Below are 22,850 nucleotides of genomic sequence, written 5' to 3'. Positions count from 1 at the left end.
ACTCAGATGATTGTGGATGAGCTGGTGTTGCGCGGCGGGCAGTGTCGGTATCGAGCAGGCCATGAGCGTCTGGCAGTCACCGTTGGGCCATACCAACTGCGCGCGACTGCCGTCGAGCTGCAACTGTGCCTCGCGGAAATGGTGCACCTGCGGCGTAGCGCCTTCCGTGTGCAGGGCACGCAGGCTGGTGACGGAGCAATCCGTGACCCACAGCCATTCCCGCGTGGCCTGTGCCGCAGCGGCCTGGCCGGTCAGGTGTTCGATCTCGACGAGATAGCCCTGCGGCGAGGTGAACAGACGCAGGATGTCGTAGGGCAGCGGCATATCGAGAGGGTGGCTTCCAATGAAGTGGTCGATTCTGCCAGAGATGGGGTGTTTGTTCATGCTGGGGATTCCTCAGTGGGGCGGCCGCGGGCTGGGCCAGTCCTGTGGCAGTGAGGTGATGCCACGTGCCCGGTCGATGTGCTCGGCGATCTTGAGCGCGGCGTCGAGTTCGCTGATGCCGTGCTGCTGCATAAGTTGATAGCGCTCGGCTTTTTCTTCCGGTTCGGTTTGGGCGAGCGCGAGATAGAGGCTGGGCGGCACGGCGCGAAACAGCAGCTCCAGGCTGCGCGACAGAATCACCCCCTCCGAGAACTTGCCGGCCTCTTTGCGGGCCGAGAGCATCAGAGCTTTCTGCGCCGGGGTGAGTTCGCGGAACTTGGCGATCTTCTCCACCTCGTCCGGCGGCATGCCCAGGCACAGCCACCACTCCATCATGTTCAGCATCGGCTCGGCGGCCTTGGGCAGGTCGTCCAGGTTCTGCGTCGCCAGCCAGAACCAGGCGCCCAGCTTGCGCCACATCTTGGTGATCTTGACGATATACGGCGCGAGCAGCGGGTTCTTGGTGATGATGTGCCCCTCGTCGGTGACGTTGATAATGGGGCGGCCGAGAAACTGGTCGCGTTCGGCGAGGTTGTTGACCGTGTTGATCAGTGAGATGTAGGCGATGGAGAGCTGCGCGTTGTAGCCCTCGCGGGCATAGGTGGCCAGGTCGACGATGGTGATGTCGGCCTCGGGCCAGGGCGTGCCGGGGCGATCGAACATCTCGCCATCGCTGCCCTGGGTGAACATGTCCATGGCATCGGCCATCTCCAGCAGCCGGGCCCGGCGCAGCTCGGGCAGGCCGGTGTCGCGGCTGCGCTCGCGCAGCGCATCGCGCACGTCGCGGGTAAGCACCGTGCGCTGCGCATCCACGCAGTGTCGCGCAGCGTCGAGGATGCACTGGCGGATCAGGCTGCGATCCGCGCGGGTCATGCGCGCTTCTTCCTTGTCCTCGCCACCGGTGATCATCAGCCGCGCGGTGATCTCCAGCTCGCCCAGCACGTCGCGCTGCTCGTCACTCTCGGTCGCCGCGTGGTCATCGTCCAGGGCATCGGCATCAAGCGTCTGCACCTGGCTGGGGGTTTCCACCAGGCGCTGGGCATCGGCGAAGGGCGCCAGACTGACGCCGGCGCCCGGCGCGAGCTTGACCCGATGCACGCTGAGGCCCAGGCGCGCGGCGAAGTCGCCGTACAGGCCGAAGGAGTTACCCGCCTCGACGATGCACAGCCGCGGCCGGTAGATGGCGGTGACCTGGTTGAGTAGGTTGTTCAGTGTGGCCGACTTGCCGGAGCCGGTCGGGCCGGCGAGGAACAGGTGGGCGTTCATCTGCCGATCGAGGCGATTGAGCGGATCGAAGGTGATCGGCCCACCGCCGCGATTGAACAGGGTGATGCCGGGGTGGCCGGTGCCCTGGCTGCGCCCCCACAGCGGCGCCAGGTTTGCCGCATGCTGGGCGAACATCAGTTGGGTGTACCACTGCTGCCGGTCTTTTGCCGGGTCGTAGACGCAGGGCAACCCGCGTAGGTAGGTGTTGAGCGGCGCCACTTCATCCTCTTCGCGCACCGGCTGCAAGCCGGCACCGAGCAGCACGTTGCCCAGTTGCAGGCCGCGGGCGTCCAGTTCCGCCTGGTCGCGGCCGCGCAGGTAAAAGGTCAGGGCGCCGCGGTACAGCTTGTGGGCGCTGCCGATCAGGCTGCGAGCCTGCTGCACATCGGCGCGGGCCTGTTCCGAGGCGAGGGTGTCGCCCACGGCCTTGCGGCCCAGCTGGTTGAGGTGCGCTTCGAGCACGTCCTGCGGGGTGATGACCAGCGTCAGGCACTGAATGGTGTCCTCCGGCAGTTGGTCGAACAGCGCGTTGATCGCCTCGCCCTTGCGCGTTTCGCCGGTGACATGACCGGTGCTCGGTGGGTTGCGCAAGCGGTCGACGGCAATGGCGCGGTGCGGCAGGCCGTCGAAGTACCACAGGCCTGGCTCGACCGCCGAGCGCGGCTGGCTGAAGAACAGGCGCTGGCTGAAATCCGTGCCGCTGGCCAGTTCGACCGCGCCCGGCTCTTGTTCGTCCGGGTAGCGGGTCAGGGCATAGAAGCGTTCGCGGTCTGCGGCGGTATCGCCGAGCTGGGTCGGATGCGGGTTGAACCAGCGCGACAGCCAGGCATGGATGTCTGCCGCGCCAAGCCGGCGGGCGCGCACACCGGCATGAGCCAGGCCGCCGATCAGGCGCTCGCACACCCGGTTGAGTGCCTGCTCTGGCGATTGCCCGCGGCGCTGCGGTGCCGGGCCGACCCGGCGGTAGACGACCAGGCGCGTGCGTCGGGTTTGCCCGCGCCAGGGCAGGCGGGTGACGGTGTGGTCCTCGAACAGCCCGCCCGGCTTGGCGATGGCCTGCAGGTGATGGCCGAAGAAACGCAGGTAGAACTCGGTGAAGGCGCTGCCTTGGGCGCGGGGCTGGATGTAGGCGCGCAGCGCGTCCAGGTAGCGGTCCCAGCTAGGGTCGTCCTGGGCGTAGAACTGCACGACCCAGGGGTTGTCCTCCAGTTCGTCGAAGGCGTCCTGCAGCACGTTTTCCAGGGTGTCGCGGACCTGCAGCAGCCACGCGGGTTCGCGCCCCTCGGTGCCGACCGGCAGCAGTTCGTAGAAGGCGGCGACCGAGGTGCCGTCATCCAGCAGCATGCACTGCGACTGCGGCAGGTACTCGGCCCACGGCAGCAGGTCGGTGAACGAGGGCGCAGCGGCGTAGAGCGCCTGCTCGTCGGCCTGGGTGGCTGGCCGACGCCTACTGCGCGCGGTACCGGGCTCGGCAAGGCCGTGGGCGTGCAACCCGGCGACGTGGCGCGCCCAAGCGTCAGCAGGCGGCGCGGGTTCCTCGGCCCGGGGGTGGCGCATGCACCACGGCCAGGCCATCAGTAGTCCTCCAGCCGTTCGCCCGGCAGGGCGTACTGCACCCGCTGGTACAGGGGAAACAGCGTGGTGTAGCCGGGCACCGGCACCGGGTCGCTGCCGGCCAGGTGGGGAAACACGTACATCAGCAGATCGGGATTGGGCAGGCGGTGGAACTGCCGGTAGATCTCGTTGGCTGCCGTGCGCGTGTAGCGGGCCTGAACGGTCGACGCGGCCTGGACATCGGCCTCGCTCAGCGGCCGGCGCAGGGCCTGGCGCGCATCGAGCAGTTGCCGGGCGCTGCCACCGCCGGTCTCGACGTTCCAGATATCGAGCATGCTGCGGTTGTCGTGTGGCAGCAGTGCTTCCTTGCTGGTGGCGCAGCCACCCATCAGCACGCCGATGGCCAGCAGGGCCAGGCTGTCAGTCCAGGTCTTGCGCATGGGGCAGCCCTCCAAGGCGGTGATCGACGCGGCGACCGGCGGGGTCGTAATCGAGAGTCAGGGGTACTTCGAGGTGCACGGCCACCTGGGCGCCGGGCTTGACGTAGACCGCCGCGAACGCCTGGCCGTAGAGCTTGTTGACCCAGGCGGACATGTCTTGCACGCCACCGGCGAGGATGCGGCCCATGGCTTCGTTGGCGCCGATGCCCACGGTGCCGACCGAGCCGTCGGGGCTCATGTAGGAAATCTGGCCGCTGTCCGCGTCGATCAATGAGGCGACACCGGCACCGGCTGCGGTGATCAGGGCTTGCGTGCCGAGGTACTGCTGGGCGTTGCTGCGCCGCTCGCCGGATACGCAGGGGATGCCGTGCGGGTCGCTGATCCAGCCCATACTGTCCTGGGTGTGGTTGCCGCTGCTGGTCTGGCGATTGCCGCCGCGTTCGTCGTCGTTGGGCAGGGTGCGGATGGTGCCGTCCTCGAAGACGAAAGTGACCGAACGGATCTGCCCACGCACGCAGGAGAGGGTCCAGTCCCCCGAGGCCGTGCCGCTGACCACGGCACCGGCCACGTCGGGAATGTCGATACCATTGGCGGTCAGATTGTCGCGCCCGATCAGGACTTTGAAGGGGTAGGGGTCGTTGACCGTGCCATCGATGGGGACGCGCCCGATCAGCGCCGTCATGGCGATCGAGCCCATCAGGGTCGAGTTGGTCGGCACGGTGTACACCGCGGTGGTCTCCGGCAACCCGGCGGCGCGGCGGCCGGCGTCGACGGCGGCGCTGGCAGTGCTTTCCAGCGTCTTCTGCGCCGGCCCGAAGCGGGTGGGAAAGCTAAAGCTGCCGGAATTGTCGGCCGTGCCGCTGCTGCGCGGCTGGTCGTCGCGCCGATCCTCCGGCTCGATCCAGCGCAGGGTGTCGCCCGGCGGGCCGTCGCGCGGCTCGAGCCCCAGGCCGACCGGCAGATCGGCGTGACCCTCCTGGCCGATGGCATCGAGCCGCTGCTGCAGTTGCTGCAGCAGGCCCTGGGTTTGCTGGCGTTCGTGGCTGAGCTGCTGGCGATCCTGATGCAACTGGTTGCGCTCGCTGTCGAGCGCGCTCTGGATGCGCTGGTCGATGGCCCCTTCGCGCTGGCGCAAGCGCTGGTTCTCGTCGCGCTGCACCTTGTTGTCGCTGAGCGCCGTCTTCAACTCGGTGCGCAGCTGGCGGACCTGGGCCACCAGCGTTGCCACGGTGTCGCGCGGGGTGTCGCCCTCGATGCCGAGCGCTTTGGCTTCATCGGGTGTGAGGCGGCCGGCCTCGTCCGCTGTGCTGGGCGCGTTATTGCCCGCTGAGAATAGCTTGACGGCGACGAACACCAGCAGCAGCGCCAGGGGGATCATCAGCCACTTGAGCAGGCCATTACTGTGCATCGCGGCCTCCGTCGTGTGGCGGCACGGGCAGGTTGAGGGTGGCGTCGATGGGCGCAATGCTCGGCAACATGGCCTGCGCCAAGCCATGCCCGCGGGTAACGAGGTAGACGACGGTGGTGTCCTCCGGCGTACCGCTTGGCCCCAGCGTCGAATGCTGGAAGGTCGCCGTGAGGAAGTGCCCTTGCAGCGCGCGCGGATCCAGGTCGAGCCAGTGCGCGCTGTGGTTGCGCAGGCGCACGGCGCTGACCCACAGGTTGTCCAGCCGCCAGGCCGCCAGCGCGTGCGCCTGTACTGGCAGGGTGGGCAGCAGGGTGTCGAGCGGCAGGTCACGGCGTAGGGTGACACGCGTGACGCCCGGCACGGGTTCGACAGTGCGCAGCGGGGCGTAGAGGTTCTGCGCCGCAAAACGGGTCAGGATCACGGGCTGCGGTGTGGCCCGCACAGGAGGCGCGGCGGCGGCATTGCCATCATCGGCTGCGGAGGCAGCCGCGGTTGATGTAGCCTCAATGATGCGCACCGGCTCCAGCGGTGGTTGGCCGTCCTGGGCCGGTTCGGCGGCGATGTCGAGCAGCATTACCGTGCCGCTATCGGCGTCCTGCAGCTGCAGCCGGGTCGGCTCGATCGGCTCGCTGGCCAGCAGGTAGATCGCACCGGCGGCGCTCTGTACACGCAGGCGGTTGCCGAGCGAGGCGGGCACGCCGACGCGGACATTGCGCTCGACGAAGACGATGCGTTCCTGATCGACCACCAGCGGCAGGGCCAGGGGCACGCGTTCCCAGCGCAGGAGTTCGGTGGCCTGGGCGATGCTGAACGGGGCCAGCGCGAACGCCGCGAGGGTCAGAGGCAAGAAGCGGTTCATGGCGTGGTCTCTGGAGATGGGGTGGGCGTGGCCGCCGGATCGACAGGTCTGGCAATGCGCTGTGGCGCGCCTTCGTAGCAGTCGATGACCAGCCCGAACGGGTTGCGCTGCGGGTCGACGTCGCTGCGCAGGACCTTCAGCGGGTAGCGCACCAGGGCGCGTTTGACCTGTTCCGAGGCGTAGTACTCGTCGGCCGTGACATCCAGGTTCACCACCCATTCACGGGTGGAGACGGTGCGTACGCGCAGCGTGGGGTTGTCGCCGTACCCGCGGCCGGGAATCTCGTAGATGCCGCGCACGCGCCGGCGCAGCTCGCCGCTGTTGCGGCGGTACTCGTAGTCCTGCTGCAGGAACGCCTGGCAGGCGGGCGTGAGGTAGGGCGACAGCGCGTGCAGGTTGCGCGGGTAGTCGTCGTCGCCATTGGTCGGCCAGCGCTGCAGCTGCTGCCAGACGTAGAAGGTGAAGGCGTACACGCTTTCGGGCGGCACGTCCCACCACGGGCGCGTGCTGCCCGAGCGCAGGTCGGGCGGCACATGGATGGTCAGGTCGCGCGGCGCGCTCCACCAGCCGATGCCCATGACCAGAGCCAGCATCACCAGCAGGCTGGTCCCGATGCGCAGGCTCCTGATGTGGGCGTCGAGCCGCAGCACTTCGTTCTTGAACCGGCTCACGGCGCCGTGCTCCTGCGCGTGCGCCAGTAACCGGAGCGGGTCACCAGCCGGTGGCCGTCGGTGAAGGTGGCGAGCCGCGGTAGATGGAGCGCGACCCACCACTGCAACTGCCGGTACAGCCAGGTTTCGGGGCGGCCGCGTTTGAGCCGACGCAGCGCACCGCCGCCGATGAAGATGCCTGCGCTGACCGCCAGCAGGATGGCCGTGGGGACGATGGCGATCGTCGCCAGCAGGAGGGCCAGGGCCATGCCGCTCGCCAGGCCAATCAGGCCCGACAGGCCGGCGCAGACCCATAGCTCATTCGCCGTCAGCCCGCGCACCACCACCGGGTGACGGTTGAGACGGTGGGGCAGGAACAGCACCGTCCCGTCCGTGCGGATGTCTTCACTCATGTCGGCAGGCCTCGGTTCAGAGCACGCCGATGGCTTCGGTCAGCAGCCAGATGCCCACCACCAGCAACATCGCACCGACCGCCACGGTCAGGCCGAACTGGCCCCAGGTCGAGCGGCCGATGTGGATCTCCGCGTAGCGGGTGTAGGCGTGGTAGCAGACGCCGACGAACATCGAGGCGACCACCAGCAGGGCGATCAGCATCACGATGTCGTAGCCGTAGTTCTGCAGCGTTTGCAGGATGCCCGTGCCGACGCCGCGCGACGGGTTCTCCAAAGTGGGCAGGGCGGCCTGGGCACAGGGCGACAGCGCGCCGAACAGCGGCAGTGCCGCCAGGCCTGCGAAGGGGCGGGGAAGGACGGTGCAGGCGAGCGACTTCATGATGACGACCTCTTACGAGAGCAAGAAAAAGGTCAGCACCAGGTAGAGCACGACGAAGCGCACCACGACGAGCAGGAACTGACGTTGAGAAAGCTGTTCTTCGGCCCAGCCGACGTAGGCGCTGCGTATCGCCCAGGCGCCCCACAGGAGCAGCACGGCGAATACCGCTCCGAGCAGCACGGTTGCCATCTCAGCCGGGGTGAGGCCGCTGTTGGCCTGGAACGCGGCGATCTGTGCGGCGTTCATGGGACGGCCTCGGGGTCGGAGGGGGCGGCGGTGCTTTGCCGGTAGTCGCCGAGCAACTGCGCGGGATCGCGCGGCTGCGCGCGGGAGGGGCTGAGGTAATCGCGGATGCCGGCGCGCATGCGATTCAGGTCGGCGCGCAGGCGGGCGTAGTCGAAGTAGAAACGGGCTCGCGCATGGCGTGGCTGTGCAGCGTGCTGTGCGAGCAGCCGCTCGAGGCTGTCGAGCTGGCGCAGCGCGGCGGCGAGGTGGGCCTGCTCAGGCGTGCTGTCGTCGGCGGCGGAATAGCCCGAGCCGCACAGACCGAGCAGGAGCAGTGCGAGGGTCAGCCCCGGTTCGAGATACCGGGTGGCGGGGGAGCGAAAACGTATCGACATTGGCCTGTCCGCGATAAGCGAGGAATGGCGACATTCTTTCGGAATGCCTGCGGCGCTGCCTTAAACAATGGGACGCCAGTTGTGACCGGATTGGAGGAAACCGCGGACATGAGCCCTGGGGCGAGGCATGAAACGCGACGCGGGCAACGCAAGCACAGCGCCTGCAGGCGCAATTGTTCGAAGCCACTCATCAGCTGAAACGGCTTGGCCATGTCCCATTAGGCCAATGACTCCTGACGCCTTGGCCGCATAATGGCGAACCCATTGAAAGTGAGAAGCCCTGTACCTGTGATGGAGAAGACTCTGAGCCCGTCGATGCACACCCGATTGCGTTTCCTGCGGGCATTTGCCTGGTGTGCTGCCTGTTCCGTGGCGCTGGTAGGGGTCGCCGCTCTGTCCGGCTGGGTCTTCGGGATTGGCTTCCTGAAGAGCGTGGTCCCCGGCTGGGTCACCATGATGGTCAACACCGCCTGCACGCTAATCGCCGCTGGCCTGGCGCTTGGGGTGGGCCTGCCAACGGCCCCAAGCCATGCGCGCCTGCTACTCAAACAGTTGCTCGCGGGCTTGGTGACGCTAGTGGGCCTGCTGACACTGATGGAGTACATCAGTGGGGTTAACCTCGGCATCGACCAGCTGCTGATGACCGATGACTCGACCACGAAGCTCGCCAACCATCCCGGGCGCATGGCCCCGGCCACAGCGGTGTGTGCGGTGGCTTCCGGGGTGAGCCTGTTGCTCCTGGGATTACGGCCGCGGCTCTCGCAGGCGTTCGCGCTGGTGACTCTGCTGACGGCACTGGTCGCGTTGGTCGGCTACGTGTTCGATGTCGGAACCCTGCGCACCGTGGGCGCATACACCTCGATGGCGATTCACACCGTCACCTCGTTCATGCTGCTCAGTTTGGGCATCATGGCGGCACAGCCATTGGCCGGCTTCATTCGTGTGCTGGTCAGTGACACTGCCGGGGGAACCGTTGCCCGGAGCATGCTGGCGTCTATCCCTGTCGTGGTGTTTTCGACCGGCGTGCTGTTGTTGTTCGGAGAGGCCCAAGGGCTCTACGACAACCGCTTCACCCTGGCATTGCTGGCGACCTTGAGCATGGTGTTCCTGACGCATGTGATCGTTCGGATCTCCACCCGACTGCACCGCGTTGATCTGTCCCGGGAGCAGGCGCAAAGGGAACTGCAGGCGCTGAATGCGATGCTGGAGCACCGCGTGGTCGAGCGCACCCAGGAACTTGAGGTGGCCAACGCCAGCCTGGTGACCGAAATTGCCGAGCGCAAGCGCGCCGAAGACGATATTCGCAGGCTTTCGTTTACGGATGAATTGACTGGGCTGCACAACCGCAGAAGCTTTTTCCTCCTGGCTGAGCAGGGCCTCAAAGCGGCGCGTCGCAACAACCTGGCCAGCCTGTTGTTCTTCATCGACCTGGACGGTTTGAAACGCACCAACGATACCTTCGGCCATGAGGCGGGTGATTTGGTGATTACCGCCGCCGCGCAGGTGCTGAAGGCCGGCTTTCGCGACACTGATGTGGTGGCGCGGATTGGCGGCGACGAGTTTGTGGTCCTGGCCATCGGTGCAGGGGAACTGCCGGAGGTCATCAGTGCGCGTGTGCAGGCACTGGTCGACGAGTTGAACCGGAGTGGTCGCTGCCGTTACCCGCTGTCGCTGAGTATCGGCGTGATCAGCTGTCAGCCCCAGGAGCTGAGGCCACTTGACGAGTTGCTGGCGAAGGCAGACGCGCTGATGTACGCGAACAAGCAGCAACGCCATGGGCGAGTGGAACGTTGACGATCAACGGCCAATCCGTGCTGCCTTGCCTGCTGGCTGGCGTTTCCGACGGCCAGCTTCTCGCATTCGCGACTGGCGCCCATTCAGCGTATGCCGTTCAGGTGCTGGAAAGTGAGAAAAAAATTGGCATACTCGCCGGAAATGAGAACTTTCCTTGTGGAGTGAGGAAAATCTTGGCCGCCTGGACTGAAGGAAGGATTTGGTGATGAACGCCGCGGGCTACTCGCTTCTCATCCAGCAGCTGGGGCTCACGGCGGTACCGCTACGCCTGCCAGCCATTGTACAGCCGGTCACGCGCATTGAGCGCATCGGGCAGACCTTGGCCGTGCCGCCAGGTATCGCGCCGGCGCCGGATGACCTGCTGGGCCACGTATTGTTCGCCCTCAAGCACGAGGGTATCAACCTGGCGGTACTCGCCCAGGCGCTGCCGAGAATTCCGGCCCCAGCGTTCGAGCAGGCCTACCAGGCTGCGCCCAACGGCATCTATATCCGGAAGGCCTGTTACCTCAGGGAGGCCTTCACCGGTGAGCCCATCGCGCAGCATGCCCCGGTCCGGGTGCCGTACAGCCCGCTGTTTGATCCGGAGCGCTACCTCACGCGGCCGGGCGAGCGCAATGCGAAATGGCGCATCGAGTTCAACGGTCTGGGTGATCTTACCTACTGCGCTACGGTTGAGCGGACCCCGCTCATCACCGAGCTGCTGGCCCATGACATCCTCGGCCGGGCCAAAGTCTTCATCGAATCGCTGCCCCCGATCATGATGGACCGGGCGCTCAACTGGGCCTACCTGCACGAGACCAAGGATTCCTTCGCCATCGAGCGGGAGGCGCCGACGGAAGACAAATCCCGGCGTTTCATCCAGCTGCTGCGCCAAGCGCATGAGCGCCAGCCGCTGACTGAGGACTACCTGGTGGGCTTGCAGAACGCGACGGTCTCGAACCCCCTCGATATGGCTGCAGCGTTCAGGCATGAGCAGAACTACCTCTCCGATGGTACCCAGGGGGCCGTCGGGGTGACGTATCTACCGCCCCCCCCGGAGCTCTGCCGCGAGCTGATGGAGAGCCTGATGCGTTTTGCCAATGAGGCCCCGACTCAGATCGATCCACTGGTGGCCGCCGGCATCATCTCGTTTGGCTTCGTGTTCATTCACCCCTTCATGGATGGGAACGGGCGTTTGTCTCGGTTCCTGATCCACCAAGCGCTGTGCCGCGCTGGCGCACTGGAAAACGGGCTGCTGTTACCCGTTTCGGTGGCGATGAAGCGCCAAGAGCGCCAGTATCTGGAGACGCTCCAATCGTTCTCTCGGCCGGTGCGGGATTTCTGGGACGTGCAGTGGATTGACTTCGGCCAATACGGGTTCGAGTTCCGCGGGGACAACGCGGTGTATCGCTTCTGGGATGCGACGCCCTGCGTTGCCTTCACCCTGGAGATGGCCAGGTTGGCGCTTGAAGTCGAGCTGCACAAGGAAACGGCCTTCCTGGCGTGCTACGACACGGTCTACCGGGCCGTGGACGAACGCTACGACCTCCGTGGGAGTGATCTCGCCAACCTGGTGATGATGTGCTTGTCCAATGATGGGATCGTCTCCAACAACCGGCGCAAGCAGTATCAGTACAGGGTTGCGCAGGAGGTCTTCGACTTCATCGAGCAGATGGCCCAGCAGGTGCTGGCGGCGCAGCGGGTCGAGTCCGCAGACCAATAAGCGTCCGCTGCCGCGCAGCTAGAGGTACTTCTTGAAGCTTGCCGCAGTGATGTTCACCGCCAGGCCGAGCAGCGCCGCGCTCGGTAGCAGCACCAGCAGCGGGTGCACGCTGACGGGCAGGGTGAGGTAGAGGATCCACGGCAGGACGGCCAGCGGCATCAGGCTCGCTTTGGCGCGGTGGTAGATGAACCCCGACTCGCGGCCGGCGCCGAACTTGCGAATGTCACGGCGCACCAGGCCATCGACCAGGCCGACGAAGGCGGCCAGCAGAAAGAGTGGCAGCGTCAGCACCAGGACCAGCAGCCGTACCAGGAACGTCAGTATCGTGAACGCCGCGGCGATCAGGTAACGCTCGCTCCAGACGTAGACCTGGCTGATGTAGTAGCGGGCGTCTCGGGTATTGCCATGGCTGGGGACACGCGAGCGCGCCGATGCCTGGCTCATCCAGTCGAGCAGGCCGGTTTTCACGAAGAGCCATTGGTAGGCACCCTCGACTAGCTGATGTGCGGTGCGCCCTGGCTCCTGCACCACCGCACTGCGGGTGAAATGGTTGGAGAGGTGGTTCAGTTCGTAGTCGAGCATGCCCTGGGCGTGACGCCAGCCTTGGTCGGGCCAGACCAGGTGCATGCCGACGCATTCGATGAGGATCGACAGCAGCAGCGAGCCGAGCAGCACGCCGAGCATGCGCAGTGGCAGGGTGACGAGGCTGGCGAACACGCCTTGCTGGCGGGCCTGTTCGCGTTGGGCGGCGGCGGCGGGGTCCTTCATCGCTGCGCCTCGCCGTCGACGGCCGTGTCCGGGTCGGCCAGGTGGCGAAAACCGTCGAGCAGGTCATCGGGCAGCGGCTGATCCTGCAGGCCTGGCAGGCCCTGGTTTTCCCACCAGTCGCCGGCCTCGGCATAGTGTTGGCGCATGTGGCCGGCGAGCTGCTGGAGGTCCTTGGGCAGGGCTTCGTCGGTATCGGGGGCCGGCAGCGGCATGCGGATTTTCCACAGCTGGCCACCTTGCAGCAGGGCAAAGGCCTGCCCCTTGGGCAAACCGACCACGTGTGCGGGTTCGATCATCGGCACGCTGGCGGTGCTGATGCGGTCCTGTGCGTTGGAGGTGAAGTCGGTTGGGCCTCGCACATCCGAGCTGTCGGTGGCGCCGCTGACCAGTGTCGTGGTGTAGACGTCCACGTTGGGCAACTGGCGGGTAAGCAGCTCGGCAGTCGCGGTCTCGCGCACCCTCAGCATGAACAGGTTGTTGAAGTTGCCGATGACCTGGCCGGCTTTCGCGCGGTTGCCGACACGCGCCTCGATGTCGCTGAGCGTCTGCGTGTAGGCCGTGACCTGTAGCCCGGCTCCACCGCCTTTGTTGACCAGCGGCACGAACTCATCGCCCATCAGCTCGTTGAACTCGTCCGCATGGACGTTGATCGGCACCCGGGCACCTGCCAGGGCACTGGGTAGCCCATCATCGATACCGAATTTGTAGATATGCCCGGCGACCGACACCAGATCGGCAAACATCGAGTTGCCGACGGCGGCGGCGACCTCGGCGTCCGACAGGGCATCGAGGCCGACATAGACCACCGCGCGTTTGCGGACGATCTGCATCCAGTCGAAGATCGGTCGCGGATCGGCCAGGTCCGCGTAGTTCGGCGCGAGCAGTTGCGCGGTTTTGCCGGTGGTGAGTTTTTCCAGCAGCGGCAATAGGCTGGCGACGATCTTGTCGAAATAGGTCCGGTCGTAACGTACGGCACTGCGCAGACCGTCGAGTACCGGGTCGTAGACGCGGACTTGCGACAGGTACTGCTCCAGTGCGACCACACGCTTTTCCCGGCCGATCATGTTGCGCGGGATGTTTTTGTCGTTCAGCCGTCCTTCGAGCTGCACGATGATGTCCCAGGCCTTCGGTTCGTGCCGGGCGAAGTAATGCTGCGCGTACTCGATGAACAGCGCGTCGATATTGACCACGTGGCGCTGGATCAGCAGGTAGTCCGGGCGCTGGCCCAGCTCGACCAGGGCGCGGGCGATGATGTTGACGAAGCGCCAGGCGAACTCCCGGAACGCCGCGCTATTGCCCTCACCGGAGAGTTGCCCGGCGATGCGTGTGGCCACTTCCGAGATTCTTCCGAACCGGCCCACGGCGTTGTAGCGTGCGCTGAAATCCGGCCAGCCCAGGTGGAAGACATAGAACTCGCGTTCGCGCCCGGTGCGCTTGGCCTCCACGTACATGCGCTTGAGCAGGTCGGCATCGCCTTTGGGGTCGAACACGATCACCACCTCGTGCTCGCCGGTCGCATTTCGCCGCCGAATGTCCTGGGTCACGAACAGCTCGGCCAAGCGGGTCTTGCCGACCCGGGTCGCGCCCAGCACCAGCGAATGCCCGACCCGCTCGCCAAGCGGCAGGCTGACATCGACCTCGTTCGGCTCGATGCCGTGCAGCCGGGGCAGGCCGCCGACTGGCGGCAATGGGCGCACCGGGTTGAGCACGATGTCCCAGGCGGTGAGCTTGGCCAGCGTCGACAGCGGAAACGGCGCGAACTCCAGGCGTTCCTCCAGGCGGCGCGCCAACTGGTAGGCGGGCGTGGGTTCGACGTAGCGGCGAAACTCGGGGCGGAAGGTCTGTGTCAGGCGGTGCGTGTGGCGTTGTTCCCAGCGAAATCCGCGGCCGATAAACAGCCGCTGCTGGCTGACCGGCACATCGCGGCTGGTCATGACGTAGCGCGGCAGGCGGCGAATGTTGCGCCGGTAGCGCAGGATCACCAGCGCATCGCGCAGGCGAATTGCGCCGAAGGCGAGGAAGGCCAGTGCGCTGCCCAGGCCAATCGTTGGATTCAGCGCGAGCGACCAGGGGGCCACCAGGGACAGCAGCGCGGCGGCGGCGCAGACCGCCACGGTGTACAGCTCCACCGCTGGCCGTAGCAGCACCTCGATCGCGTGGGATTGGGCCATGGCCGGCGCTTCACTGTTCGAGGCCGGTGGCCGTGATCAGCACCGGGTAGTGACGCAAGTCGAGGCGCTCGGCAAGGTCATCGCCGGCCACCGGTGACAGCGGCAATCCCGGCACCAGCGCCCGCAGCGCGTCCAACGACTCGGCCGAGCTGACGTTGACGACCAGGCCCACCGCGCCGAGTTCGCGCAGGCGCAGCGCCCGCTGCTGCAACCAGGCGCGCGAGTGTTGGTCATCACCGACGAGAAAAAACGGCCGCAGCCCAGGCGCCTCGATCACGCGACGCGCCACCTCGCCAGGCGACAGTTGCATGGAGCGCACCGGGAGCATGCTGGCTTCGTTGACTGCTGCAACTGGCGGATGCGGCATCTCAATCCGTGGCGCGCTCACCCCGGCGCGCGGCTGCAGGTTCAGGGCCTCGTAGTACGGCAAGGCCGATGCGCCGCCACGATCGTCGACGACGATCAGCGCATCGGCCTGGGCGAGCACCGGCAGCCACGGCAGAGAGAGGCAGGCGACGAGTACGGGCAGGGCGTTCATGGCAGGTTCCTCCGGGAGTGGATGGCCGGTCGGGGCTCGCCCAGCACGCGAGCCAGATGCTGGCTGACGCTGTGGCGGTAGCGTGCGGCCGGCGCGCCACCGGCAGGGCGGTGGTAACGGCCGATGGCGAGCAGCCAGTCCTCGCCTGCGATGTGCTGCTCACGGAGGATCTCGGCGGCGATGGCCAGGTTGTGGTAGGGCTCGAGCAGGTCGCAGGGCTGGGCGTAGCGCTGCGGGTGGTAGCCGAGATTGATTTGGCCGAGTCCGGCGTCGATGCGCGTGGCCGGCGTGCTCTTGAGTGCCTGACGCAGCCCGGTGCAGGCCTCGGCGCGGCTGGCGTAGCGCTGCGGTGTGCCGGCGACGTTGAGCGTCCACGGCCAGGGCACCAGGCGGCCACCCACGCGGGTGCCGCTCTCCTGCAGCGCCACGGCGTACAAGACGGTGGAGGGAATGCCGGCGCGCTGTGCGGCGACTTGATAGGCCGGCGGCGGAATTTCCCCTGCCTGGGTGCTGCCGAACCACACACAGGCCAGCAATGCGAACACGGTGTAGCGGGCCATTAGGGCTGCCGCTGCCATAGGCCGCCGACCTGACGCACCACCGCTGGCAGATCGCCTGGCAGCCCCAGCGACACCCAGCGGCCCGCGTCGTGATTGAGCGTGACCTGGCCGCTGCGCACCTTGGCCGGCTCGATGCCAATGCGCTGCGCCCAGGCGCGGATGCGCGCGTCGTCGGCGCCGCTGTCGACGACGTAGATATCGAACGCCCTGCCGGCGGCCTGCAGCTTCAGCGTGGTTTGATCACAGGCCGGGCAGACGTCCTCGACGAACAGGGCGAGCCGTCCGCTCGCCGCTGGCAGCACTGGTGAGAACGCCGGGTCGGCGTCGGGCAGGATGACGCGCGGCATATCGGTGTGGAGCCGCTGCCAGGCGTCGTCGTAAGCCCGTTGGTAGGCGAGCAGCTTTTCCACCCGCTGTGCTTCGGCCGCGACCTGCAGCTCCGCGTAGCGCTGCCGCTCCTGGTCGGTACGCGCCTCGATACCCAGTGCCGTGAGCGGATCGATATGCGGCGAATAGACACCCAGCGGCCCCAGCATCAGGTCGCGGTAGCGCGTCCATTCCTCGACGCTCAGGCCCCAATCGCGGGCCTGCTGCTCGGTGGCGCGTTCGATGGACAACGGCCGCTCGCGGCTGGGCCTGTTGTCGCTGCTGAGGGGTGGTGCGCCCTGGGCCAGGCTGCTGGTCAGCAGGAAGAGCAGGGCGGGTGCGATAGGGCGAGGCCTCATTTGAGCCTCCTACCGCGCCGGAATCGGCAGGCGCCGGCTATCATCGCCGTGCCGAAACAGGGCGCTGTTGGGTTCGATGGCCTCGAGGTGCCAGCCGGCCTCGGTCTCGCCGGGGCGCAGCAGGCGAACCTGCGCGAGCGCGTGCGAAGCTGCAGGCAAAATCGAGAGAAACGGCTCGCCGGCGCGCAGCTCGGCACCGATCACCCGGAATGGTGGCTCGGTGGCCTTCGGTTTGGCAGGTGCGGCGGCGCGTTGGCGGGGCGGAGTTGGTGGTGCAGAAGGAGGCGCGCTGAGCCGCATTTCCAATTGCTCAAGGCGCGCTTGCAGCGGCAGCAGGTTGTCCGCTGCCAGCTGGCTGCCGAGCGCTTCCTCAATCGCACTGAGCCGCTGCTCCAACGCCTGATGCTCAGCCTCGTAGCGCGCCTGGGGCAGGGCGCCCGGTTGCTGCTGGGCGTGCTCGACCTGCTGAACCAGCTCGGCCAGGCGCTTTTCCAGTACAGCGACCTGCGGGCTGGGGGCGCTGGTTTCGACCAGCGTCGCCAGGCCCGACAGCGCGACGTGATCAATCACGATGGCGCCGCTGATGAGCAGCAGCCAGGTCACTGTGGCGGCGCGCATCAGGGTGCCGGGCCGGCGGGGTTCACTGCCGGGTATCGTCGTCATGGCTGTGGCTCCCCGGCAGAACCTTGCAGGGGAACGCTCTTGGCGGTGGCCGGCGCCGCTTCGACAGGCGTTGTATGAGGCTGGCTGAAGCAGACGCTGCGCGTGCTGTGGTCGACGTGCAGCGTTCGCGCCGACCCGGCCAGGGTCAGCAGGGCATCACGCAGTTGCAGCGGACCGAGGTGATAGTGCGCGGCCGGCAGCGGGAGGGTGTCTAGCGCATCGGTGTCGCCTCCGCTGCAGAGCTGATAGCCGGAGCGTTGCAACACATGCCGCAGCGCATCCCCGACGCTGGCGTGCAGCGTGCTGGGAATGAACACGTCGACCACCTGTAGCAGCAGATCCTGCTGGGCTACAGTCGGGGTCAGCTCGACCAGGGTGTAGCGGCCGTAGCGAACGACCGGAACGTTCTCCGGTGCCGGAGCCGCTACCTCATTGGGAACGGGAGAGGGCGGCGGAGGCGTTGCACAGCCGGCCGCCAGCGCGGCCAGCGCGGCCAGCAACAAGCAACTGCGGTAGGAGCGAATGACGTGCATGGCTCGGCTCTCGGCAAGGTCGAGCCGAGACCATCGCTGTTCTGCAAAGCCGCGTCAGCAAACAATGGGAATTGTCGTGATGCCGATTTTTGGAGGCCAAAGCGAGCACTGGCTTCAGGCGGCGATTAAAAAATCAGCAGATGATCCCGACGCCCCAAGCGTCGAGGGATTCAAACCTTATCGAAAGGGTTATGCACAGACTTTGTGGATAATTCGAAGCGGGAGTGTGGGGTTGGCTGCCGGGTACTGAGGCTTGAACAGCCTGGGGGGCAGAAGCAGCCACTCACCACCATTGGAACCTGACCGACCACTTTGGGGAAGCATTCGCTAGTACCTCCGAACTCGCCGCTTGTGGCTTAAGTTGCAGTTCTGTCAAGGGATCCAAGTCTGCAAGAGAACTGCACTGGATACTTTCCGCGTAGATGTTCGTTCAAGTCCTCGCTGCGCGGAATGGGGCTAGGGCTCGTTGCTGCTCTTGAAGCTTAGTCGCGTACTCAGCTAGATCAAAAACGTGGCCGATTGCTTGCGGGCAACGTGCCGCGCGCGTGGAGTCAAGGTGCTATCATTGGCCGTGCACAAACTCACGGCTCTCACACCCCGGCATTTCCGGTGGATTTCACGGATGGACTTGGCATGGATGATCTGAACAAAAATGTAACTGGTGTCGAAGCGGCCAGTGAAGAAGTAGAGAAGAAATCACTCGTGGTGGTGAGTGCCTGCGCTGCGAGGTTTTTCAAAACCACCCTCGGAGGGCTCACTTTTTATGACAGTAAGAAAGGTAAGGATTGGAATCTGAAATCCAGCGTTTGTGTGGATTTCGTCAATTTGATCGGTAAGAAATTTTCACGCAGCGGTCGAATTTACGGTTATGTCGATCCAGGTATCGTTTCGGCGGCTGAAAACTTCTCGAATTACTGCACCAACGCCGATTTTAATGCTTTCGTCACCGGAGTAATGGACAGGCTTTGCCATGAAGCGAACGATCCTGCGCGCCGTTCCCTCAGTGAGGGCTATGTCGTGTTTGCACACTATCAGGACTTCCAAGGGCGTGATCATGTCTTGGTTGTAATGTTGGGTAAGAAGGGTGGCTATGATTTTGACGACAACGACAATCTCACCCCTAAAGGTACGGAAAGCTTAAACCTCCAAGACTTCAGGCAGGCTGCATGCATGGATCTGACCGCCTTTGCGTCTAGTTTTCCCGGAAATAAAGGGGAGGCATATCTCTACTTCATTAAGGGAAATTCCAAGAGCGAGTTTTTCAACGCCGCCCTAGGCTGCTCCGACTCCATCCCAGGCAAGGTATGCGTCGACAACCTAAAGAGCGCGCTGGCAGCATATTTTGTTGAGGAGGCGAAGGACCTATCGGCAGCTGATAGGCGAAAAATCCACACCCGCGTGGTCAATTATATTGAAAACAGAGCGGGGGAAAGGGTGCACCTTTCGGAAATTCAGCGTGAAATCGACAAGTGCTTGCCATCAAAATCCCCACACCATGGCGGGCTCACGAAGTTTATTTCTGAAAACTCAGAGCGTTTCAAGGTCAGTGAGGAATTCCAACCCTCAAGTGTCACTGCGAAAAAAATGGGTTTCGTCGACGTCAAACTACCGTCTGGAGATTTTGACGGGCGTATCAAGCTTGATGCTGTGGCCGTTGGTGACAAGGGCGCTGACTTGAGCGTTGATAAGGATTTCGTTTATCTGACGATAAAGCTGCCAAGCGATGTCTCTGAAAAGCTAAAAGGCATAGGTGCGGAGAACATTTGAGGGTGCACGGATGTTAGACCGGATCTCACTGGATGACGATCAACTGGTGCTCAATGCTGAGGCGCTGGACGACGCAGAAGTCAATGTTTTTTTGACTCGACACGGTTGTGAAAGCCCTCAAAGTCTTGAACGCATTGGCAATCATATTTATCTTTTGACGAGCGCTGCGTGGACTGACCGCTATATCCCTTTCTTCGCTGATGCCGAGGCTCTATGGCATGCGGTACGGACTAAGGCGACAAAGCCCGAGCACCACTATGTGATTGGGATGGATGCGCAAGGGATGGCGTCATTCAACCTCCGGCTGGGTGTGTACTTCTCATTGCGTTCAATGCTCAAGTCCCTTTGTCATCACGAAGGTGATGAGACCCAGCCGATGAAATACGTATTTTTCAGCTCTAAGGAGTCGTTCCTCACGAAGCTGGAAGTTCGGTACGCAATGAGCTACGGCGAGCTGATGTCGATTGATGTCGACGAGGCTTGGGCTAAGTGCGCCAAGACGTTAGAGTCGGCTGTCGGCGAGGAAGATGATGTCCACTGCGATGAGCGGCGGCACGTCATGCGCGAAGCTTTGATCGAGTTCTTCAAGGAAGAAGACAGTCGAAACATCAAGTTTTTGATGTCCTCGCTGGGCAAGTTTTATCGAGGCTACACCGAGCGCTACAAGGTTTATGTAAGCAAGTTTTCGGTGAACAAAATTTTGGCCGGGATTGAGAGTGAGCGCGTTGGATTTTTATGCAAGGTCCAAGACGCGATCATGGCTCAGCAGACCAAGGCATTTGCGATACCGGGAGGAGTGGTTGCCGTAGGCGCGATACTAAAGTCTACAATTACGGGCTGGGATTTTTTTGTGGTCTTTGTTGGCCTGTTGATTTCGACATGGATGATCGCGTCCCTTAACAGCAACGTTATTGGTCATATCGATTTGCTGGGCGAAGAATTTGAGCAGTCAGTATCCAAATACGATGACGTGGTCGTGGGAATTGACGAGATCAAGGAAGAGATAAGTCGCTCCAGATCCAAGCTTTCAGATTCAACATCTGCGGCGAAATCCAGGTTGAGCACGTTGACCCGAATATCTTGGCTGATTCTTGTGTTGGTGAGCCTCGTGCTATTTGAGCGCGCCAATTTGGTTTGATGTCGGAAGCGAAGCTCAGGTTTTTAACTTGCCGTCTCGAGCGGATCGACTTCCTGGGTGGTAAAGGCATGGGCCTCGGCCTTGCTCAGTTTGTCGATGCCCGAGAGCGTCATTCCGTCGAGACTGGCGCGGATCTCGAAGCGCATGCCGTCACCGGTGGGATAGGCCTTGGAGTCGATGTAGCGAATGATGAACTCCCCGTCGTACTTGCCTTCGGGGTACTGCTCCAGATCCGCGTCCTTGACTGCAAACTTGCCAATGGGGGTGACGAGGCGGCCGACGTTGAACGGCCCGTTTCGACCGTGGATGGTGCGCAGCGTGAGTTGGCCGGGCACGACGATGGATGAGGCAGGTAGCGGCTGGGCTGCTGAGGCGGCCATAACGGGTCTCCTTGCGATGAGTATGAGGATGCTGGGCATCCGTTGAATGAGAGAAGAGCGGACCACGCCCGCCAGGGGGCGCGGTCCGTGCCGCACTCAGGCCTTCAGTTGTTGCATGCCTTCGGCCAGCATCCACAGTGCGCGGTTGAGCCGCAGGTTCTGGTCGATTCCTTGGACCGGCCGAGTACTCTGGCGGCGGCCATGGGCGCTGCGTCCGTTCAAACCGCCTTTGACGAGGTTTTCCTGAATGCGATTGAAGGTGGACCACAGGTCGCTGCCCCGGTCATCGACGCGCCGGGGCATCAGCACCTGCGCCTCGGTGATCGGCACTACCTGGTCGGGCGTGTCGTACTTGAGCGCCAGTGCAGAGCGGGCCAAGACCTCCTGCTCGCCCTGATCCAGGGTGATGAGGCGCATCGCGTCGCGCGACGCCTGCACCTGCTCGAAGCCATGCAGGACCTCGTAGGCACCTTCGATCACCTGTTCGGCGACATTGCCTTTGTGATGCACGCGGACATCGGCGAGGGTATTACCGCAGACCAAGCCGTTGTGGCAGACGAACCTGAACATACCGGCGAGCATCTGGTAACTGCTGGTGCCGTCGTGCGAGTTGAGGAGGATGATTTCATTCGCTTCGTTGCCGTTGATCTGGCTGGTGTGGCGAAGGCGGATCATGTGCTTGGTGAATTCGCGGCGGTCCTCGTGGCGCACGCGGGTCTGGCACACCATGAAAGGCTGAAAACCTTCTCCGCGCAGCTCGGCGAGTACCGACGCGGTGGGGATGTAGCTGTAGCGCTCGGACCGGCTTTCATGCGGGGTATCCGCAAAGATCGACGGTGCCACTGCGCGGATCTGGTCATCGGACAGCGGGTGATCGGCGCGCAGGATCGGTGAGTGGGGAGCAAAACGAGAGGCGAGTTGCATGATCGTTCTCCTTGAGAATGGCGGCAATCGCATGCGCGGCCTGAAGGCCGGCAGCAGTGATTGCATGGGATGAAAAAAGCCCCGAAGGGTGGGGCGATGACGGGAGGTGCGGCGTATGCCGCCGACACCGAAGTGCCGGGACATAGAGGCGAGGGACGAAGGGGCAGGGCCTGAGGCAGGCCCTGCGGGTCAGAACGAAGCCACCCGCGCCGGCTCCTCGACAGGGGCCTGAGTGGGGGCGGTGGGTTGTGGGCCACCGTTGTCGTCCTCGGCGTGAACCGTCTCGTCGGACGAGGGGGCGTCTTCGTGAGCGGGCGCTGCGGATTCCAGCGGATAGACCTGTACCCCATCGACCTTGATCAGGCCGATGCGCATCAGCTTCGACTTCAGGCTGCCGCCCACCTCACCGGCGTGCTCGCCTTTGCTACGGACGTAGGCCTCGGCCTTCATGTCGTTGAGCGTGAAGGCCAGCAGCACCTTCTTCTTCGTTTCAACGGCCTGAATGCAGCGCTGCACCAGGTGCTGGGCACTGTCATCGGCGACGGTGGTCTCGATATAGCGATACTCGGGATCGTCGACCGGGCCGGCCAGGGCTGCGATGGAACACGACAGGAATGGATCACCACCGTTCGGGATCATCCTGGGACTGTTCAAGTAGCCGATACCGCGGGTCAGCAGCTCGTGATACTCGATTTCGTCCAGGGCACTACGGTCCAGCAGCTCGGCCTTGAGTAGCCGGGCCTTCATGCTGGCCGCCGGATCCCCCAAGGGCCGACGGAATGGATCAATCCACAGGTCGCCGAGATGAAAGCGAACCAGCGGCCGTTGCTGGGGATCATCGATACCGATGTAGGGTTGGACGAGTTGCTTGGCTTCGGCGCCGGAAACCCGTACGTCGAAGTAGCGTCGGGTCGGGTTTTGTGCCGGCCCGACCAGCGCCGCCACGGTGCATGCGAGAAAGGAAGTGGCTTTGCGGCCACCCTTTACCGGTACTTCGCGGACACGCTGGATGTAACCGATGCCCGAGGTATGGATGTCGAAGTACAACTTCGGGTTGGAAGTGGTGCTGCTCATGGTGAATCTCCATTGACTTGGGAACAAGAACACGGAGACACACCGACCCAATGCGGGGAGGTGCGTAACCCCGCGGTGGGTTGAGGAACATCTGCATCCAC

General features: G+C 64.3%; 23 protein-coding genes and 1 pseudogene. 4 read left to right on the top strand and 20 right to left on the bottom strand.

The genetic code is table 11. The features are described 5' to 3' along the window. The 10 genes from FFS60_RS07685 to FFS60_RS07640 form a co-directional block, all read right to left on the bottom strand. The coding region (locus FFS60_RS07685) for a hypothetical protein (RefSeq protein WP_177474068.1) at positions 1-384 on the bottom strand (384 nt) is incomplete at its 3' end. 12 nt (positions 385-396) lie between these two features. Further along, positions 397-3,264, bottom strand: coding sequence for a conjugative transfer ATPase (locus FFS60_RS07680; RefSeq protein WP_137821621.1), 2,868 nt, complete (start codon positions 3,262-3,264; stop codon positions 397-399). Then, the gene (locus tag FFS60_RS07675) at positions 3,264-3,683 is read right to left on the bottom strand and encodes a TIGR03751 family conjugal transfer lipoprotein (RefSeq protein WP_137821620.1); all 420 of its coding nucleotides are present in this window, start codon (positions 3,681-3,683) and stop codon (positions 3,264-3,266) included. The genes FFS60_RS07680 and FFS60_RS07675 overlap by 1 nt, the downstream gene beginning before the upstream one ends. Continuing rightward, positions 3,664-5,091 carry a TIGR03752 family integrating conjugative element protein gene (locus FFS60_RS07670; RefSeq protein ID WP_137821619.1) on the bottom strand — a complete coding sequence of 476 codons (1,428 nt, stop codon included), beginning with the start codon at positions 5,089-5,091 and terminating at the stop codon, positions 3,664-3,666. Before FFS60_RS07670 ends, FFS60_RS07675 begins: the two co-directional genes overlap by 20 nt. Further along, a complete protein-coding gene (locus tag FFS60_RS07665; RefSeq protein ID WP_137821618.1) occupies positions 5,081-5,950 on the bottom strand; it encodes a TIGR03749 family integrating conjugative element protein in 870 nt (289 codons plus the stop codon). Before FFS60_RS07665 ends, FFS60_RS07670 begins: the two co-directional genes overlap by 11 nt. Further along, positions 5,947-6,621: a PFL_4703 family integrating conjugative element protein gene (locus FFS60_RS07660; RefSeq protein ID WP_137821617.1), complete on the bottom strand. Its 675-nt coding sequence runs from the start codon at positions 6,619-6,621 to the stop codon at positions 5,947-5,949. The genes FFS60_RS07665 and FFS60_RS07660 overlap by 4 nt, the downstream gene beginning before the upstream one ends. Next, the gene (locus FFS60_RS07655; protein WP_137821616.1) at positions 6,618-7,013 is read right to left on the bottom strand and encodes a TIGR03750 family conjugal transfer protein; all 396 of its coding nucleotides are present in this window, start codon (positions 7,011-7,013) and stop codon (positions 6,618-6,620) included. The genes FFS60_RS07660 and FFS60_RS07655 overlap by 4 nt, the downstream gene beginning before the upstream one ends. A gap of 16 nt (positions 7,014-7,029) precedes the next feature. Then, complete coding sequence (locus FFS60_RS07650; protein ID WP_137821615.1) at positions 7,030-7,392, bottom strand: TIGR03745 family integrating conjugative element membrane protein; 363 nt, start codon at positions 7,390-7,392, stop codon at positions 7,030-7,032. Between the two features lie 12 nt (positions 7,393-7,404). After that, positions 7,405-7,638 (bottom strand): TIGR03758 family integrating conjugative element protein, encoded by a 234-nt coding sequence (locus tag FFS60_RS07645; RefSeq protein ID WP_137821614.1) that lies wholly within the window; start codon positions 7,636-7,638, stop codon positions 7,405-7,407. Then, positions 7,635-8,012 (bottom strand): RAQPRD family integrative conjugative element protein, encoded by a 378-nt coding sequence (locus FFS60_RS07640; protein ID WP_137821613.1) that lies wholly within the window; start codon positions 8,010-8,012, stop codon positions 7,635-7,637. The genes FFS60_RS07645 and FFS60_RS07640 overlap by 4 nt, the downstream gene beginning before the upstream one ends. Before the next feature lie 291 nt (positions 8,013-8,303). Between FFS60_RS07640 and FFS60_RS07635 the strand changes: the two genes are divergently transcribed. Further along, entirely contained in the window at positions 8,304-9,806 is a 1,503-nt protein-coding gene (locus FFS60_RS07635; protein ID WP_171016500.1) for a GGDEF domain-containing protein, read from the top strand. A 205-nt stretch (positions 9,807-10,011) separates the two neighbouring features. Then, the gene (locus FFS60_RS07630) at positions 10,012-11,508 is read left to right on the top strand and encodes a Fic family protein (protein WP_137821611.1); all 1,497 of its coding nucleotides are present in this window, start codon (positions 10,012-10,014) and stop codon (positions 11,506-11,508) included. Positions 11,509-11,526: 18 nt separating this feature from the next. Here the strand turns inward: FFS60_RS07630 and FFS60_RS07625 are convergent, their stop codons facing one another. The 7 genes from FFS60_RS07625 to FFS60_RS07595 are packed head-to-tail and all read right to left on the bottom strand — an operon-like array spanning position 11,527 to position 17,466. Beyond that, entirely contained in the window at positions 11,527-12,276 is a 750-nt protein-coding gene (locus FFS60_RS07625) for a TIGR03747 family integrating conjugative element membrane protein (RefSeq protein WP_137821610.1), read from the bottom strand. After that, complete coding sequence (gene traD / locus FFS60_RS07620; protein WP_137821609.1) at positions 12,273-14,447, bottom strand: type IV conjugative transfer system coupling protein TraD; 2,175 nt, start codon at positions 14,445-14,447, stop codon at positions 12,273-12,275. Before traD ends, FFS60_RS07625 begins: the two co-directional genes overlap by 4 nt. Positions 14,448-14,457: 10 nt before the next feature. Next, a complete protein-coding gene (locus tag FFS60_RS07615) occupies positions 14,458-14,985 on the bottom strand; it encodes an integrating conjugative element protein (protein ID WP_137821608.1) in 528 nt (175 codons plus the stop codon). After that, entirely contained in the window at positions 14,982-15,563 is a 582-nt protein-coding gene (locus FFS60_RS07610) for a lytic transglycosylase domain-containing protein (RefSeq protein ID WP_137821607.1), read from the bottom strand. The genes FFS60_RS07615 and FFS60_RS07610 overlap by 4 nt, the downstream gene beginning before the upstream one ends. Beyond that, on the bottom strand, positions 15,545-16,270 hold the full coding sequence (locus FFS60_RS07605) for a TIGR03759 family integrating conjugative element protein (protein ID WP_137821606.1): 726 nt from the start codon (positions 16,268-16,270) through the stop codon (positions 15,545-15,547). Before FFS60_RS07605 ends, FFS60_RS07610 begins: the two co-directional genes overlap by 19 nt. Before the next feature lie 9 nt (positions 16,271-16,279). After that, entirely contained in the window at positions 16,280-16,933 is a 654-nt protein-coding gene (locus tag FFS60_RS07600; RefSeq protein ID WP_137821605.1) for a hypothetical protein, read from the bottom strand. Further along, positions 16,930-17,466, bottom strand: a complete 537-nt coding sequence (locus FFS60_RS07595; RefSeq protein WP_137821604.1) for a PilL N-terminal domain-containing protein — start codon at positions 17,464-17,466, stop codon at positions 16,930-16,932. The genes FFS60_RS07600 and FFS60_RS07595 overlap by 4 nt, the downstream gene beginning before the upstream one ends. A 633-nt stretch (positions 17,467-18,099) precedes the next feature. Between FFS60_RS07595 and FFS60_RS07590 the strand changes: the two genes are divergently transcribed. Together FFS60_RS07590 and FFS60_RS07585 are read left to right on the top strand one after the other, a co-directional pair. Further along, a complete protein-coding gene (locus tag FFS60_RS07590) occupies positions 18,100-19,233 on the top strand; it encodes a nucleoid-associated protein (RefSeq protein ID WP_137821603.1) in 1,134 nt (377 codons plus the stop codon). Positions 19,234-19,243: 10 nt separating this feature from the next. After that, positions 19,244-20,371: a hypothetical protein gene (locus FFS60_RS07585; RefSeq protein ID WP_137821602.1), complete on the top strand. Its 1,128-nt coding sequence runs from the start codon at positions 19,244-19,246 to the stop codon at positions 20,369-20,371. 35 nt (positions 20,372-20,406) lie between these two features. Here the strand turns inward: FFS60_RS07585 and FFS60_RS07580 are convergent. The 3 genes and pseudogenes from FFS60_RS07580 to FFS60_RS07570 all read right to left on the bottom strand — a co-directional run. Next, positions 20,407-20,751 (bottom strand): annotated as a pseudogene (locus FFS60_RS07580) (DUF3275 family protein); the annotation flags it as partial. Positions 20,752-20,847: 96 nt separating this feature from the next. Continuing rightward, complete coding sequence (locus tag FFS60_RS07575; protein WP_137821601.1) at positions 20,848-21,675, bottom strand: DUF932 domain-containing protein; 828 nt, start codon at positions 21,673-21,675, stop codon at positions 20,848-20,850. Positions 21,676-21,864: 189 nt separating this feature from the next. Then, on the bottom strand, positions 21,865-22,749 hold the full coding sequence (locus FFS60_RS07570; RefSeq protein ID WP_137821600.1) for a DUF3577 domain-containing protein: 885 nt from the start codon (positions 22,747-22,749) through the stop codon (positions 21,865-21,867). Positions 22,750-22,850: the final 101 nt, after the last annotated feature.

Origin of the sequence: Pseudomonas sp. D(2018) (genome assembly GCF_005502555.1) — a bacterium.
Classification (GTDB): Bacteria; Pseudomonadota; Gammaproteobacteria; order Pseudomonadales; family Pseudomonadaceae; genus Metapseudomonas; species Metapseudomonas resinovorans.
Note: the sequence above shows the minus strand (reverse complement) of the source record. Positions and strands in the feature narration are given on the sequence as shown.

What these genes read in the sequence shown, in the direction of transcription:
- FFS60_RS07635 (WP_171016500.1), top strand. Translation starts at nt 8,304, where the DNA reads ATGGAGAAGACTCTGAGCCCGTCGATGCACACCCGATTGCGTTTCCTG.
- FFS60_RS07605 (WP_137821606.1), bottom strand. Translation starts at nt 16,270, where the DNA reads ATGAGGCCTCGCCCTATCGCACCCGCCCTGCTCTTCCTGCTGACCAGC.
- FFS60_RS07630 (WP_137821611.1), top strand. Translation starts at nt 10,012, where the DNA reads ATGAACGCCGCGGGCTACTCGCTTCTCATCCAGCAGCTGGGGCTCACG.
- FFS60_RS07610 (WP_137821607.1), bottom strand. Translation starts at nt 15,563, where the DNA reads ATGGCAGCGGCAGCCCTAATGGCCCGCTACACCGTGTTCGCATTGCTG.
- FFS60_RS07645 (WP_137821614.1), bottom strand. Translation starts at nt 7,638, where the DNA reads ATGAACGCCGCACAGATCGCCGCGTTCCAGGCCAACAGCGGCCTCACC.
- FFS60_RS07625 (WP_137821610.1), bottom strand. Translation starts at nt 12,276, where the DNA reads ATGAAGGACCCCGCCGCCGCCGCCCAACGCGAACAGGCCCGCCAGCAA.
- FFS60_RS07595 (WP_137821604.1), bottom strand. Translation starts at nt 17,466, where the DNA reads ATGCACGTCATTCGCTCCTACCGCAGTTGCTTGTTGCTGGCCGCGCTG.
- FFS60_RS07640 (WP_137821613.1), bottom strand. Translation starts at nt 8,012, where the DNA reads ATGTCGATACGTTTTCGCTCCCCCGCCACCCGGTATCTCGAACCGGGG.
- FFS60_RS07575 (WP_137821601.1), bottom strand. Translation starts at nt 21,675, where the DNA reads ATGCAACTCGCCTCTCGTTTTGCTCCCCACTCACCGATCCTGCGCGCC.
- FFS60_RS07600 (WP_137821605.1), bottom strand. Translation starts at nt 16,933, where the DNA reads ATGACGACGATACCCGGCAGTGAACCCCGCCGGCCCGGCACCCTGATG.
- traD (WP_137821609.1), bottom strand. Translation starts at nt 14,447, where the DNA reads ATGGCCCAATCCCACGCGATCGAGGTGCTGCTACGGCCAGCGGTGGAG.
- FFS60_RS07590 (WP_137821603.1), top strand. Translation starts at nt 18,100, where the DNA reads ATGGATGATCTGAACAAAAATGTAACTGGTGTCGAAGCGGCCAGTGAA.
- FFS60_RS07570 (WP_137821600.1), bottom strand. Translation starts at nt 22,749, where the DNA reads ATGAGCAGCACCACTTCCAACCCGAAGTTGTACTTCGACATCCATACC.
- FFS60_RS07585 (WP_137821602.1), top strand. Translation starts at nt 19,244, where the DNA reads ATGTTAGACCGGATCTCACTGGATGACGATCAACTGGTGCTCAATGCT.
- FFS60_RS07615 (WP_137821608.1), bottom strand. Translation starts at nt 14,985, where the DNA reads ATGAACGCCCTGCCCGTACTCGTCGCCTGCCTCTCTCTGCCGTGGCTG.
- FFS60_RS07650 (WP_137821615.1), bottom strand. Translation starts at nt 7,392, where the DNA reads ATGAAGTCGCTCGCCTGCACCGTCCTTCCCCGCCCCTTCGCAGGCCTG.
- FFS60_RS07675 (WP_137821620.1), bottom strand. Translation starts at nt 3,683, where the DNA reads ATGCGCAAGACCTGGACTGACAGCCTGGCCCTGCTGGCCATCGGCGTG.
- FFS60_RS07680 (WP_137821621.1), bottom strand. Translation starts at nt 3,264, where the DNA reads ATGGCCTGGCCGTGGTGCATGCGCCACCCCCGGGCCGAGGAACCCGCG.
- FFS60_RS07665 (WP_137821618.1), bottom strand. Translation starts at nt 5,950, where the DNA reads ATGAACCGCTTCTTGCCTCTGACCCTCGCGGCGTTCGCGCTGGCCCCG.
- FFS60_RS07670 (WP_137821619.1), bottom strand. Translation starts at nt 5,091, where the DNA reads ATGCACAGTAATGGCCTGCTCAAGTGGCTGATGATCCCCCTGGCGCTG.
- FFS60_RS07655 (WP_137821616.1), bottom strand. Translation starts at nt 7,013, where the DNA reads ATGAGTGAAGACATCCGCACGGACGGGACGGTGCTGTTCCTGCCCCAC.